7 protein-coding genes are annotated in these 15,080 nt (G+C 62.1%); 1 reads left to right on the forward strand and 6 read right to left on the reverse strand.

Translation table 11 applies throughout. The features are described from left to right. Nucleotides 1-39 precede the first annotated feature (39 nt). From J7357_RS21425 to metX, 6 genes are all read right to left on the reverse strand, one after another. Nucleotides 40-1,635, reverse strand: coding sequence for an MBL fold metallo-hydrolase (locus J7357_RS21425; RefSeq protein ID WP_244667637.1), 1,596 nt, complete (start codon nucleotides 1,633-1,635; stop codon nucleotides 40-42). A gap of 34 nt (nucleotides 1,636-1,669) precedes the next feature. Beyond that, entirely contained in the window at nucleotides 1,670-8,107 is a 6,438-nt protein-coding gene (locus J7357_RS17860) for an amino acid adenylation domain-containing protein (protein WP_343237428.1), read from the reverse strand. Beyond that, nucleotides 8,067-8,336 carry an acyl carrier protein gene (locus J7357_RS17865; protein WP_209248538.1) on the reverse strand — a complete coding sequence of 90 codons (270 nt, stop codon included), beginning with the start codon at nucleotides 8,334-8,336 and terminating at the stop codon, nucleotides 8,067-8,069. The genes J7357_RS17860 and J7357_RS17865 overlap by 41 nt, the downstream gene beginning before the upstream one ends. Nucleotides 8,337-8,421: 85 nt before the next feature. Further along, nucleotides 8,422-10,071 carry a fatty acyl-AMP ligase gene (locus tag J7357_RS17870; protein WP_209248540.1) on the reverse strand — a complete coding sequence of 550 codons (1,650 nt, stop codon included), beginning with the start codon at nucleotides 10,069-10,071 and terminating at the stop codon, nucleotides 8,422-8,424. 2 nt (nucleotides 10,072-10,073) lie between these two features. Further along, a complete protein-coding gene (locus J7357_RS17875; protein WP_209248542.1) occupies nucleotides 10,074-11,180 on the reverse strand; it encodes a hypothetical protein in 1,107 nt (368 codons plus the stop codon). After that, nucleotides 11,177-12,316 (reverse strand): homoserine O-acetyltransferase, encoded by a 1,140-nt coding sequence (gene metX / locus J7357_RS17880; protein WP_209248544.1) that lies wholly within the window; start codon nucleotides 12,314-12,316, stop codon nucleotides 11,177-11,179. The genes J7357_RS17875 and metX overlap by 4 nt, the downstream gene beginning before the upstream one ends. 377 nt (nucleotides 12,317-12,693) lie before the next feature. Here metX and J7357_RS17885 point away from each other — a divergent pair, with 377 nt between their 5' ends. Further along, the gene (locus J7357_RS17885) at nucleotides 12,694-15,066 is read left to right on the forward strand and encodes a TonB-dependent receptor (protein WP_209248546.1); all 2,373 of its coding nucleotides are present in this window, start codon (nucleotides 12,694-12,696) and stop codon (nucleotides 15,064-15,066) included. Nucleotides 15,067-15,080: the final 14 nt, after the last annotated feature.

Consider the following 15,080-nt stretch of genomic DNA (forward strand, 5'->3'; position numbering starts at 1 on the left):
GGAGCGACTTCGCGTATCAACCACGTGAAGCGATTAGGGCTAGAAGTTCCAGACGCGCTTCGCAAAAAGGCGTTCAGTCGACTGTCCACGTTGCGTACAGATGGCGAGTAGTCGATCGGACTCCTGAATCTGTCGCGCATCGTCGTCGTAATCGACCCCCATGAAGTACTTGAACCAGGGCTCCATTCCGAGCGCGTACACATAGGTTGCGTCTGGACGAAAGATCTCGATCATGCGCTCCACCGATGCGCAGTCGGAGCCATTGAAACGGCGCGACTCGTTGATCTGGCGAGGAATCGGCTTGGTGAACAACGAGCCATAGAGCCAGCTCATCGGCGCTCCGACGCATTCCATGCCGATGAACAGGAGGTTCACTTTCCCGATCAAGCCTGCGATACGCTGATAGAGGCGATCGTCCAGGCTGGACGAGTCGGCGCCGGAAAAGATTCTCTTCCCCGCAAACTCAAACAGCCAAGCGGTCTTGGAGCGGATGTTTAGGTCGGCGTGTTCGCCGAGGAACGGGAGGGCACGGATCGTGCCATCAACGCAGTCCAGCCTTTCCATGTCCTCCATCTCCCACACGTCGAACCCCAGCTTTCCGAGCATGAGCTTCAACGAGGGGTCGAACAGGCTGCCGCCGTTGTTCTTTGGAACCAGGATCCTGCCGATCTTGTAGCGCAGCTGCAGCAGCGTTTCGAGACAGACATGATCCATGTGGCTATGGGTGAGGCATACATAATCGATCCGCTCCGGGAGCTCACTGAAGCTGATGACGTCGCTTCCGTGGCGTGCACTGCGGGTTGCGATGACCGGATCGACCAGGACCGTGGTCTTGGCCGTCTCCAACATAAGGCCTGCATGACCCAGATAGCTGATCCGCAACTGCTCGGTCAGGGGCGTCCAGCGGATCGAGGGCGGCTCCGTGGTGAACAGCGCATCGGGCGAAAGTCCGCCGGAGAGCTCCTTCTCCGCGAACAGCGCCTGCAGCATGTCGCCTCGTATGGGACGCTCTCGCGTCGCGAACAGCGCATCGACGAATTGATCCGCGAATGGAATGTGCAGGTGCAGGTGATCGGCATCCGCGAGCCGAGGCGAACTCAGCACGAAGGGACGTTCCTGCTGGCGATCGAGTACGCCAAGTGCCAGGCTCTGCTCCTGCGGCTTGTACAGGTCGCCTTCGTACAGAAGCCCTTCGATCAAGCGAATCGAGGCGCAATGATTCTGGTCGTAGACCAGTTCGACATAGCCGCGCAATACATCAGGAAGACTGGCATAGAGCGGCTCCAGCGTCATCCCTTTCATCGGCTCCAATAGCTGCTGAACTTCGGCAAGCGCCTTGCGCACCTCGAGATAGTCGGCGTGCTCGACCTCGATGCGCTTCACCAGCGCGCGCACGTCTTCGAGCTGCTCTTCACGGCAGTTGACGAAGTCTCCGCCAACCAGCGTCGGATCGCGGCTGGCTGCAATGTGCAACTGGTGATTGGCGAGAAACGACTTCATCAGACGCAGCCCCCGCCCCGTCAGGTTCATCGCCGCGGTTATCGGTGGAATGAGATATGGCCAGGCGTACCACTTGAACACCAACGGTTCGAAGTAGGCGTCTTCGCGCATGTAATAGTGAGTGGCCTGTTGCATCAATGATTCCGGGAAGTTGGCACGATGGATGTCATCAGAGATCAAGCGTCACGGTCTTCGCCTGTGTGCGCTCGCGTGCGCGTGCGGTCGCGGCATCCAGAAGCGCGGCCATGTCCTTGAGCGTCGATGCTTCGTATATTTGCGCGACCCGAAGCTCGACGCCGAACGTCTCCTTGATCTGGAACCCGAGACGCACGAGCAGCAGCGAGGTACCGCCAAGCTCGAAGAAGTGATCTTCACGGCCGACCTGCTCGATCCCCAGCAGCGCCGACCAGATATGCGCGAGGGACTGTTCGGACACGCTGCTTGGCGCGGCATACGCGCGTGTCGCCATGGACTCGTGGCCTGGTACCGGCAATGCACCCCGGTCCAGCTTCCCGCTGGGGGTCAACGGCAGCGCCGGCATCACCACGAGGGCCGAAGGCACCATGTAGTCGGCGAGGCGCTTGGCCACCGTCTCGCGGATCGTCGCCGCGGAGAGTTCGGCTCCCGGTTGTGCCGAGAGGTAGCCGACGAGGCGGCGATGGCCCGGCATGTCCTCGCGAACGACGACGACCGCTTCACGCACGCCGGTGCAGGCAGACAACTGCGCCTCGATTTCGCCGAGCTCGATACGAAACCCGCGGATTTTGACTTGAAAGTCATTGCGCCCGAGGTATTCGATTGTGCCATCCGCACGCCAACGTCCCAGGTCGCCGGTCCGGTAAACCCTGCCGCCTGGCACGAATGGATCCGCAACGAAGCGCTCGGCTGTCAGGTCGGGGCGGCCGAGATAGCCGCGCGCCACCTGTGCGCCGCCAATCAGCAGTTCGCCGCGTACCCCGATCGGCGCAGGTTGGTCGTGCCGATCGACGATATAGATGCGACTGTTGGCCAATGGTCGTCCAAGTGTCTGCGTCCCCTCAAAATCCGGTCCGTATTCATTGGCACTCACGTACACCGTCGCTTCGGTCGGGCCGTAGGCATCCAGGAGCCGGATGTCGCTTCCCCGAATGCCCGACAGCCAGGCGTCGAGCGATTGTCGGTCCTGCTTTTCGCCGCCGATGAACACAAATTTCAGGTCGGCGCCCTGCAGGGATCCAGCGAAGTCCGGATTGCCAGCCCAGTGATTCCAGAAAACCGTCGGGAGACTCGCAAAGGTGATTCGCTGCTGGTGCAAGTACTCCGAAAAACGCGCATCCGCATAGGACATCATGTCGGGAGGAAGCAGAACCAGCGTCGCGCCCACGCTGAGCGGGCCAAAGATTTCCTCCACCGACGCATCAAAGGCGAAGGTGGAGAACTGCAGCGCTCGATCGTTCGCGCCCAGCGCACACGTACCCACGTGCATATGGATCATGCTGGAGACATTGGCATGCGTGACCATGACACCCTTGGGCCGTCCGGTCGATCCGGACGTGTAGATCACGTACGCGAGGTGCTCTGGTGCCAGTTCTTGGGGTAGCGGGTCCTGGCTCGGCAACTCGGCCCATTCGGCCGCGTCGTCCAGCCATAGCACGGGAACCGGCGTAACCGGCAGGAGGCTGTGAAGGGAATGGACGGTCAGCAGCAGCAAGGGTGCGCTGTCCTCCAGTACATAGACCAGGCGCTCATGCGGATAGGCTGGGTCCAGCGGGACGTAGGCGCCGCCGGCCTTGAGCACGGCGAGCAGACCCACCACCATCTCGATGCTGCGCGGTACGCAAATCGCCACCAGTGCGTCGGGACCTACGCCCTCGGCCCGCAGGCGCCGGGCTACCCGATTGGCGCGGGCATTGAGTTGGGCGTAGGTCAATCGTTCCTGGGCGTACTCCAGTGCCACGGCGTCCGGCGACGCCGCCGCCTGCGCTTCGAAGCGCGCGTGCAACAGTCCAGGCCTCCAGGGCGTGGACGTCGCGTTGAACGTCTCGATGACGGTGCGGCGCTCGAGCTCATGCAGCAACGGCAGCGACTGCACCGGCGCCGATGGCGCGTCGATCATGGCCGCGAGAACGCACTCGAAGCTTACCCACCAACGGTGCATTGTTGGCGCGTCGAACAAGTCCGTTGCGTAGTTCAACTGCCCGCAGAACACGCCTCCTGTCTCGCGCAGCGATAGCGACAGATCGAAGTGGGCTTTCGTGGCCGCCTGCGGTATCAGGGAAACCTGCAAGCCGTTCAGCTCCAGGCTGCCCGAGGCAGGCGTATTGTCCAGGGCGAGCATGGCTTGGAATACGGGACTGTGCCCTAGGCTCCGTACCGGCTGCAACGCTTCCACGACGCGCTCGAACGGTACGTCCTGGTGCGCATACGCGGACAGCGTGTCGGCGCGCACCTGTGCGAGAAGCGAGTCGACGGTTGCCGATGCCAAGCGAACCCGCAATGCGAGTGTGTTGACGAAAAACCCGATCAGCGGCTCGAACTCGGAACGCTGCCGGTTGGCGACCGGTGTTCCGATCACGACCTCGTCCTGTCCTGACAAACGCGACAGCAGCACGGACCATCCGGTCAGTAGCGCCATGAATGGGGTAACGCCCTGTTGCCGCGCGAACGCATTGAGCCGCGCCGTCAAGCTGGCCGGAAGCGCGACCTGTAGATCCGCACCGCCGTGCGTCCGTGCAGCAGGACGCGGGCGGTCGGTTGGCAGCTCCAGCAACGCGGGGGCGCCGGTGAGCTGCTCGAGCCAGTAGCGAAGCTGCTTTTGCAGCGGTGCGTCGTGCTCCGCGCCCCGTTGCCATAGCGCGTAGTCCGCGTATTGGATCGGCAGCGGCGGGAGCGGATCGCCTCGCCCCATGCTGTGTGCCGCATACAGTGCACCGACTTCACGGATCAGCACGCCTACCGACCAGGCATCGGAGGCGATATGGTGCTGCGTCAACAGCAGGACATGCTCCTGCGGAGACAGCATCAGCAGGCGCCCGCGGATCGGCATGTCGCGCGACAGATCGAACGGGCGAACCGCTTCCTCTGCCGCCAGGCGCGCCACCTGCTCGGCTTGTGCGCTGGTGACCGTGTTGCTCAGGTCATGACAGGGAAGCAAAACACCGGTATCGCGCGGAAGGATATGCTGTCGCGGCGTGCCGTCGTCGCCCTGGACAAAGCAGGTACGCAACACCTCGTGCCTTGCCGCGAGGTCGTCGAGTGCGCTTTGTAACGCTTGCAGGTCGAGCCGTCCCTGCAGGCGCAGCGCGGCCGGCATGTGATAAGCCAGGCTGGCCGCTGGGTCCAGACGGTCGAGGAACCACAGCCTCTCCTGTGACCAGGACAATGGCAACGCCGCGTCGCTGCGACGCGCCTGGCGGATCGGCGACTGCGTTTCGCCAGCTGCGCGCAGATGCGCCAAAGCCGAGGCCAGATCGCACAGCAGCGGGTGCATGAATACCGTGCGCAGCGGCAATTCCACGCCGATCAGGGCGCGCACCCGTGAGGCAAGACGTGCCGCCGCCAACGAATGCCCGCCCAACTCAAAGAAGTGATCTTTGCGCCCGACTGCATCCACACCAAGTAATTCGGACCATACCTGCGCCAGCGTCCGCTCGATTTCGCCTTGCGGTGCCACATACGCGCGAGTGGTCATCGCTGCGTGGCCCGGCGCGGGCAATGCAGCGCGGTTCACTTTTCCATTGGGTGTCAACGGCAACGCAGGCAACACCACCAATGCCGAGGGCACCATGTATTCGGGCAACCGCTTCGCCACGGCTTCGCGTAGCGCCACAGCAGATAGATTGGCGCCGGGTAATGCCGAGACGTACCCTACCAGGCGGGTGTGTTGCGGAACATCCTCCCGAGCTATGGCAACGGCTTCGCGGACGCCGTCGCAGGCCGACAGCTGTGCTTCGATCTCGCCCAGTTCGATGCGGAACCCACGAATCTTGACTTGAAAGTCATTGCGTCCGAGATACTCGATCGTGCCGTCCTGACGCCAGCGTCCCAGGTCGCCGGTGCGATACATGCGAGCGCCTGCGACGAAAGGATCCGGCAAGAACCGTTCTGCCGTCAGATCGGGACGCCCGAGATAGCCCCGCGATACACCAGCCCCGCCGATCAGCAACTCGCCTGCCACGCCGATCGGCACGGGCTGCTGATGGCGGTCGAGAATATAGACCCGGGTATTTGCGATCGGCCGACCGATGTGCGGCGCGAATCCGGTCTCCCGTGTCATCCTGACCCAGGTGGAATATGTCGTCGTTTCCGAGGGTCCGTATAGGTTGGCCACCGCCGAGATGTTCGATTGATCGAACAAGCGCTTGACCAGCGATTCCTTCAGCGGTTCGCCCGCCAGATTGACCTGACGAATGGTCGGAGGGAGCGGTCCACTGTCCAGAACTGCGGCAATCGCAGAGGGGACTGTATTGATCAACGTGGCACGTGGCAGGACCAGCTGCGCCGAAAGAAGATCGTCAACCAGCAGGACGCGCCCGCCGACCGCAATAGGGGCAAACAACTCGAAAATCGACAGGTCGAAACATATCGACGTGGAGAATACGCTTGAAGAAAGAAGCTCTGGATCAAACGCGTGCACTGTCCAGTCCAAGAACTGATCTGCATTGGCATGCGTGACCATGACGCCCTTGGGCCGTCCGGTCGATCCGGACGTGTAGATCACGTACGCGAGGTGCTCTGGTGCCAGTTCTTGGGGTAGCGGGTCCTGGCTCGGCAACTCGGCCCATTCGGCCGCGTCGTCCAGCCACAGCATGGGAACCGGCGTAACCGGCAGGAGGCTGTGAAGGGAATGGACGGTCAGCAGCAGCAAGGGTGCGCTGTCCTCCAGCACATAGACCAGGCGCTCATGCGGATAGGTCGGATCCAGCGGGACGTAGGCGCCGCCGGCCTTGAGCACGGCGAGCAGACCCACCACCATCTCGATGCTGCGCGGTACGCAAATCGCCACCAGTGCGTCGGGACCTACGCCCTCGGCCCGCAGGCGCCGGGCTACCCGATTGGCGCGGGCATTGAGTTGGGCGTAGGTCAATCGTTCCTGGGCGTATTCCAGTGCCACGGCGTCCGGCGACGCCGCCGCCTGCGCTTCGAAGCGCGCGTGCAACAGTCCAGGCCTCCAGGGCGTGGACGTCGCGTTGAACGTCTCGATGACGGTGCGGCGCTCGAGGTCATGCAGCAACGGCAGCGTATCGACCCCGGCGTCCGGCGGCGCCTGCAGCATGCTGTCGACCAGCATTCGGAAAGCGCCTGCAAAGCGTGCAACTGCATTCCCATCAAGCCTCCCCCCATCGAAGCCGATGTCGCAGCGAATCACGTCACCGACTTCGATCGACTGCAGGCTCAGGTCAATGCCTGGTACGCCGACATGCTGCCGGGTTTCGAACGGAGACAGTTCCAACTCCCCCCATCTTATCCGCGGAACCTTGGATTGCTCGGAATGCCAAAGTGCATGCAGTTCATCGTCCCCTCGCGCCTTCTGGAAGACGAACATCGTCTGGAACACCGGATGACAGTCTGTTCGCGAGAGCCGCAAGGTCCGTACAAGCTCCGGAAACGGATAGTCCTGGTGCGAGATGGCGTGAAGCGCGGTACGCCGTCCATCGCGCAACACCGACATGATGTCGGCATCGGCAGACAAATGGGCGCGCATCGGCACTACGTTAACGAAGTCGCCGATGACGTCGTCCCACTGGCCATCACCGCGTGCGGGCATGGGACAGCCGACAACGATGTCCGCCTGGCCGTTGAAGCGATGTAGCGCGATTTGATAGGCCGTCAGCAGAAAAACGAACGGAGTGACGGCATTTCGCACGCAGAATGCGCGGAGTCGCGAAACCTGAGACGGGGTCAGGTCTGCGCGGACAGATCTGTAGTCAGGTGCACCCGCGTTGTCGCGTCTGGCGAAAGACAGGTCGAGCAAGGGCAGATCGCCTTCCAGCGTGCGCGTCCAGTAAGCAAGCTGGCGTTGCGCGGCCGAAGATCCCAGCCAGGCTGTCTGATGCAAAACATGGTCTTTGTAGTTGAGACCTGCGAGGGGCGCCAGCTCCATGCCCGATAACAGCCTTCCCAACTCGCCGAGCAGACGCCAATACGACCAGCCATCGCTGGCCATATGATCCAGCGACAGAAGCAGCACGCATCGCCGAGGTTCAATGCGATAAAGATGCGCTCGAATGGGCGGCGACCGTGACAGATCGAACGCCTGAGTAGCGTCGCGTTCCACGCGCGCCCGCAGCGCCTCGCCCTCCAAACCGTCGGCATCGACCGAGGTGAGCGGAATCTGGGCAATGGAATCGACATACTGCATCGGCTCCCCGTCTCGCTCGACGAAGCGGGCGCGCAGCATCGGGTGGCGACGTGCGAGGATCTCGAACGCATCGGAAAGTTGTGCTACCAGCGCCTCCCCTTCTATGCGGGCCGCAAATACGGTGTTGTAACGCCCCTGCTCCGATGGGGAGAGTCGATACATGAACCATCGACTGCGCTGAGACAGTGACAGCGGAAACAAGGGTGACGCTTTCATGGTCGCCCCCTTAAAGCCCGGAATCGCGGCCAGCCGTGGCGATGGGCGCATCGGCGAGCATATCCAGATGCCGTGCCAGTTCTTGGACAGTCGGATGATCGTAGAACCATTCGAGATCCACCTCGATTCCCAGCGACTCCTCCGCCTTTCGCGCGAAACGCAGGCTCGAGAGCGAGTCCAGCCCGAGAGCGTCGAATCGGCTTTGAGGGTCGACCGTTGCCGCACTCTCTCCAAGAAATGTCTGAAGGAGATCGATCAATTGCCGTTCGCGCGGGCTCATCCATCACTCCGATGGCAAAAGGAAAGGTGCAGACATTGCCCGACCGGTTCTATGCCGATCCCAAACCGCCGGAAGCACCGGGTGTTCATGCAGGCGCGTCCGCGGGCAACGCGTGTAAACGGCCGGAAAGATAGTCGCTGCGGCACTGGGAGCGCCGTAGCTTGCCGCTGGAGGTACGCGGCAAAGCCCCGGGACGAATGAAGACGATGTCTTCGACATGTGGCCCCTGCGCATTCCGGATTGCCGCACGTGCCGCGTTGACGAAGTGCGGCCACGCATCGGCCTTTCGCCACCATTCGCGCTCAAGCTCGGCCACGATCACCGCCCTCTCGCCGCCATCGTCCGCCACGGCAAAGGCAGCGACAGCACCGCGACGTATCGCAGGAACGCTCTCTTCAATCGCCGACTCGATGTCCTGTGGAACGTACTTGCGCCCGTTCAGAATGATCAGATCCTTGAGGCGTCCAGACACATAGAGCGACCCGGCCTGCAACCAGCCCAGGTCGCCTGTGCGTAGCCAGGCGCCAGAGCTGTCTCCTGCCAACGATGCCTGGAAGATCGATGCCGTCAATGCCTCACGTCCCCAATAACCGAGCGCCACGCTGGGGCCGGACACCCATATTTCACCGATCTCGCCGTCGGCGACGGGACGGCAGGTGTCGACGTTGACGATGCACACCTGGGTTCCATCCGCGGGCTGGCCGCAACACACCACATCCGCAGCGTCACGGCGCACGCTGCGGGGTTGCTCGCCGACCTGGCCGCCAGCAATGAAAAGGGTCGCTTCCGCCATGCCGTAGCAAGGGTAGAACGCGCCCGGCCGAAAGCCCGCGGGCGCAAAGCGGCTGCAAAAACGTTCCATCGTCGATGCACGGATCGGCTCGGCACCGCAGAAAGCGACTTTCCAGCAAGATAGGTCCAAGTCCTCGAGCACCAGGTCTGGAATGTGCTCAGCCGCCAGCGCATACATGTAGTTCGGCCCGCCGCTGGTGGTGATCCTCAGCCTGGAGATCAGCTGCAGCCAACGTTCCGGATACTGCACCAACTCTGCAGGTGGAAGGAACGTGGTCGTGCAGCCGGCATACATGGACTGCAACACGCCGCCAACCAAGCCCATGTCGTGGAACAATGGCAGACCGATGAGGACTGAAGAGTCCGCGGAAATGTCCATCGATCTACGGATGCATTCGCTGTTGTCGATCAGGTTTGCATGACTGACGACAACGCCTTTCGGGTCCCCCGTTGAGCCGGAGGTATACTGCAAGAAGGCCGGATCCGATGCATCGAACGGAGGAAGAACGAAGCCGCAGGCAAGGTCGGCAACCACTGCGCGGACGTCCAACATCGGCAGATCGCCAGCCTCGCTCCGAAAGCCACTTTGTAGCATCTCGTCGAAGTCGCTCAGGATGGCCCCCACCTGCGCATCGTGAGCGAGCAACCCCAGGCGCTCGTGTAACGCCTGTCTGCGTGGCACCGCCGTCGGCACCGCGACGACGCCTGAGAGCAGGCAGGCATAGAACGCGATCACGAAGCTGCGTTCCTGACGGCATACCAACAAGGCGCGCGTTCCCCGCCAACCATGCTGCACCATCTGCTGGGCTAGGGTGCTGGACAAGTGCCAGAGTTCGGCAAATGTCAGTGTCTGAGGCTCTAGGCGGCCGTGTTGGAAGCGATAGGCCAACCGCTGCGGCTCAGTCCGAGCCCGCAAGGCCACGATCTCGGGGAACCAGGCCATGCTCAGGGCATTCCGCGTGCGGCAGCGATGACATCGCTGAGCACGCCGGCTGCGGTGATTTCCACGCCCGCACCGGCACCGCTGACACTGAGCGGCACGCGATCCTGCAAGTCGGTACGAATGTTGACGAGGTTCTGGCCAGGCGCCAGTTGCGCGAAGGCATCGTTCTCCGGAATGGGGCGGCACGCGATGCGCCCGCCGTCCCCGTCGATTTGCGCGATCACGACATAGCGCTCGCCTCGCGCACGCGCCACCGCGATCCGTCTCCCCCAAAGGGCGTCCTCTTCAGCCAAGGCGTTGAAGAGGGCGTCGGGAGGAACATCATGCAAGGCGCTCAACGGCTCGACCGACACGGCATCATACTCCAGCATGAAGCCCGCCTCGCGAGCCAATACAAGTACCTTTCGCACCAGATCCACAGCACACAAGTCTTCGAGTGGATTGGGTTCGGTATAGCCCAGTTCGCGCGCTTCTCGCACCGCGCAGGAGAACGAACTTCCTTCATGCATTCGATGCAGGATATAGCTCAGCGAGCCGGACAGTACGCCATGAATCGAGCGCACGCGTTCTCCGCGCAGCCGCAGGTCGCGCAATGGCCCGAGCAGCGGGATCGCTGCACCGACGGTCGTCTCGTACCGATATGGGGCACGATAGTCTCGCGCGAGTCGTTGCAGATGCTGGTAGGTCGCCAGATCACGGGAATTGGCGCGTTTGTTGGCGGCGACCACACCAACACCACTCCCGAGAAGCCCTGCGTAAAGATCCGCAATGTCGTCGCTGGCAGTACAGTCGATCACGATTGCCCTGTTCACGCGCGTCGCACACAGAAGGTCGAGCAGACGATCACGATCGCCCTTTTCGCGCGGCCGCATCTGTTCGACCACCCCTTGCGGAACCAGGCCCGCCGCATCGAAGGCGAAGCCCCGGCGATCGAACGCCGCCAGCAGGCGCAGGTAAATGCCTTCCTGGCGCAGCACGAGCTCCTGTCGCGCGAGTTGAGCGCGAAACGCGCTGCCGACCTGCCCCCGGGCCCCGACAAGCACCATGTCGATCGCGCGAAGCGAGGCGGACGGATGCGGAGCTACAGTGGGGAGCGCCTCGATGTTCACACAATACCCGTTGCCTGCTCTGGCATCGACTGCACCATGCGGCCATGCCGGCCGCGAAAGCTCACCAGGTAAGGATCGATTTGCGCAGCGTCGATGAGGAAGCCATCGTGTCCATGGTCGGAGGTGATTTCCACGAAGCGCACATCGCTGAGGTGCTCGCAAATGGCAAGCTGGTCGGACGTCACATAAAGAGCGTCGCTGGAAACGGCAACGATCATGGTCGGCTGCACAATGCGGCGCAGCGCCGCGTCGACACCGCCGCGCCCGCGACCGATGTCGTGCCGATCCATGGCGTCTATCAGGCCCAGATAGCAATTTGCATCGAAACGTTCACAGAAATTTTCCGCATGGTGACGCAGCCACGAACGCACGGCAAATTCGTCAGGCGCCAGCGCACGCTCGCCGAACACCGTCGCGCCGTCGGTGCGGCCATAACGCTGTGACAACGTGGTCGGCGACCGGTATGTGGTCATCGCAATGGCACGCGCTGCACCGAGCCCGGCGACCGGAGGCGCATCAGGAGCATAGTCGCCATTGCGAAACCGCGGGTCGGCGCGCAATGCCAGCCGCTGCGTCTCACTCCACGAGATGCACCAGGCCGAATGACTCGCGCTGGCGGCGATCGCCGCGATGGAGCGTACTCGCTCAGGGTCGAGCAACGCCCACTCGAAGACCTGAAGTCCCCCCATCGATCCACCAACGACCAATGCGATGCTACGAATCCCCAGCGCATCGGCAAGTCGCATCTGTGCGATCACCTGATCGCGGATGGTCAGCGCTGGGAAGCGACGACCATAGGGAACTCCATCCGGGCCCGGAGACGCCGGCCCGGTACTGCCATAGCAGCCTCCGAGCACATTGCTGCATACGATGAAGTCGCGCTCAGGATCCAGCGTTCGTCCCGGGCCGAAGAGATCGTTCCACCAATCGTCGGCGTCTGCGGAACCGGTCAATGCGTGGCACACGATCACCGCATTGTCCGCGGCTTCGGAAAGCTCCCCCCAGGTGCGATATGCCAGGGTAAAAGAGGGAAGCACGCCCCCTAATTCGAGCGACAGCGGCTCGCGGCAGATCCAGTGCTCTGTGGCTGCGGTACGCGCAGCACCAATCGCGCCGCGGCACTCAAGGGACGACATCTGAATGCCCCCGACGACTACCTTGGGAAAAGGCGTCAACTTCGTCGGGCGCACCTGCGACTACTTCCGCGCGACGCATGCCCAGGCTACAAAAACCGCATGAAAAGAGCGACTCCATTTCACCGACCTTCACGATTCCATCGTCTTTGACACAGCTTTGCGCATGCGCCCAGTCCTGGGCCATTCCAATCGGAGCCGTTTCGCTTGTAAGACATTCAAAAGACATCGGCATGAATGCACGAACTGGCATGCATTCCGGCGTGCGAATGCGCCTCGACAGCTCCCGATCGAGCATAGCAGCGCCCGCGTCTGCTTTTGTAGACACGTGCTAGCATCTGTGCAGCACGCCGCAAAGAGGCGCGACAATGAGGACAAGGATGTCGAATGTGCATGCTGACGAAGCGGATCACCCCTTGCTGGCCGTGGGCGATCGGGCGCCAAGCGAGTTCGGCGCATCACCACTGTTTCGCTCCATCGACACTGATCCACTCCTGTCGGCGCTTGTGCAGACGGGTCCCTCGCCTTCGCTGCCCCAGAATGCCTCCGCAATGAAGAAGCCTCGAGCCTGGCCGCGCCGTCCGCTCCGTCTCTGTCGCCATGCCCTGTCCCTGACATTGATCACCCCTGGCTTCGCATTCGCCCAGAGCACAGCGCCGGCCCCCATCCAGACCACGGACACGCCGACGGAACTCGAAGCGGTCAAGGTGACCGGAACCACCACGGTCGAACAGCGTCGTACGGAAGCCACAAACCGGATCGTGATCGACCGAACCGAGATCCTGAAGCACAACGATGACAGTCTGAGCAGCGTGATGCGTCGTCTTCCCGGCATCACGGTGTCTCCAACCGACGGGATCCGCATGCGCGGTCTTGGCTCGGGCTACATCCAGATATTGGTGGACGGCACTCCCGTTGCTTCCGATTTCTCAATCGATTCGATCGCCCCGGAACTGATCGAGCGCATCGAGATCCTTCCTACGCCGGTGGCCGAGTACAGCACCCGTTCGATCGTCGGCACCATCAACATCGTGCTGCGTAAGAACACCCGTTCTACCCAGCGCGTTCTGAAACTTTCTGCCGGCCGCAACGGTTCTGGATGGACACCGTCGCTGAGCCTTCTGCTCTCCGACAAAACCGAGGATTTCGCCTGGTCACTCACCGCCAGCGGAAGCCGCACCAGCGATCGTGTTGGCGGCCGCATCATCGATCGCGAACTCGACGCATCCGCAACGGAGGTCGCGTTGCGCGATACGCGCGAACGCTACGAGGACCAACTGGATACGGTGAGTCTGGCGCCGCGCCTGAATTGGACATTCGACAATGGCGACACGCTGTCCTGGCAGTCGCTGCTGCAGCACGACGATGAGCAGTGGCAGCGCAACCGCAGGGAAACCACGATTCTTGGCGGCCCATCCGACTATCCCTACAATCTGTGGATCAATCGCTCACGCACTTGGTCCGGCCGTTCCGACATCGACTGGATGCACAATGTAAACGATAGCGATTCCTTGAGTGTCAAGCTAGGAGCAACCTATCTCAAGCGCGATACGGATTTTTCGTTTCTCGGCTATGCACCAAGTGATGTCCTCGCACTAGACAGGTTCATCGTGTCCGATGCGGTGGATAGCAGCGTCACCAGTGTGGGGAAGTACCTCACGCATATCGGCGAGGATCATGGCTTGGCGTTCGGCTGGGATGGAGCGTTCACCCGGCGACAGGAACATCGACTGCAACAGGACCGTTCGGCGCAGGGTACGCTGCTGGGCATCGTCGACGAAGACTACACCGCCGATGTGAGCCGAATCGCGCTGTACGGTCAGGACGAGTGGCAAGCGACACCCACGCTGCAGGTCTACGTCGGGGTGCGCTGGGAGGGTTTCGATACCGCAGTGTCCGGCCGCACCATCGACTCGGTCGGCAACCGATCAAGCGTGTTCAGTCCAATTGGCCAGTTGCTATGGAAGCCGTGGGCCGACGAGCAGGATCAGTTCCGCATCGGGATTGCGCGCACCTTCAGCGCACCTGCACCCACACGCCTGGTCCCGCGTCGATACACCGTCAACAATGCGAACGGCCCCACCAATCCTGACCAAGAAGGCAACCCGGATTTGCGTCCGGAGATCGCCTGGGGATTGGATGTGGCATACGAACACTACTTTGGCGATGGCGGCATGACGAGCCTCAGCGCCTACGCGCGCTCGATCGACGATGTCACCACCGACCTGTTGCTCGAGCGCGATGGCATCTGGATCGTCAGCCCGGTGAATTCCGGGCGTGCGCAGGCGCATGGTCTTACGCTCGAAACAAAATTCGCCTTGAAGGATGTGTGGCAAAATGCAAGAGCGGACGTGGATCTGCAGGGGAACTTGACGCGGAATTGGTCGCAAGTCGACAGTATTCCAGGACCGCGAAACCGACTTGCCACACAGATCCCGCTCAGCGGCACCCTCGGAGCGACCTGGCGTCCTAGCACCGCCTTGTCGCTGGGTCTTGATTTCAGCTACCAAGGTGGCAATCGCAGCCGAGTGACAGATCGCTGGGATATGAGTTCGCGTCCTGTGCGAACGCTGGATCTGTTCGCGCAGTGGAAGCTCGACGAGGCATCGAAGTTCACCTTCACCATCTCCAATGCGCTTCACCAACCGCAAACCGAAACCAATACCTATACGGATGGTACTGGCAGCATCTCGCGACTCTATAGCGTGGATACGACGACTGGAGTCAAGTTGCTCTACGAGCGGAAGCTTTGACCGCGAGATCGTGC

It is taken from the genome of Xanthomonas sp. D-109 (genome assembly GCF_017746095.1).
Classification (GTDB): Bacteria; Pseudomonadota; Gammaproteobacteria; order Xanthomonadales; family Xanthomonadaceae; genus Xanthomonas_A; species Xanthomonas_A sacchari.

Excerpts from the sequence above, each read along its gene's own strand:
- J7357_RS17885 (WP_209248546.1), top strand. The coding sequence starts at position 12,694 with ATGTCGAATGTGCATGCTGACGAAGCGGATCACCCCTTGCTGGCCGTG.
- J7357_RS17865 (WP_209248538.1), bottom strand. The coding sequence starts at position 8,336 with ATGAGCCCGCGCGAACGGCAATTGATCGATCTCCTTCAGACATTTCTT.
- J7357_RS17870 (WP_209248540.1), bottom strand. The coding sequence starts at position 10,071 with ATGGCCTGGTTCCCCGAGATCGTGGCCTTGCGGGCTCGGACTGAGCCG.
- J7357_RS17860 (WP_343237428.1), bottom strand. The coding sequence starts at position 8,107 with ATGCGCCCATCGCCACGGCTGGCCGCGATTCCGGGCTTTAAGGGGGCG.
- metX (WP_209248544.1), bottom strand. The coding sequence starts at position 12,316 with ATGTCGTCCCTTGAGTGCCGCGGCGCGATTGGTGCTGCGCGTACCGCA.
- J7357_RS21425 (WP_244667637.1), bottom strand. The coding sequence starts at position 1,635 with ATGCAACAGGCCACTCACTATTACATGCGCGAAGACGCCTACTTCGAA.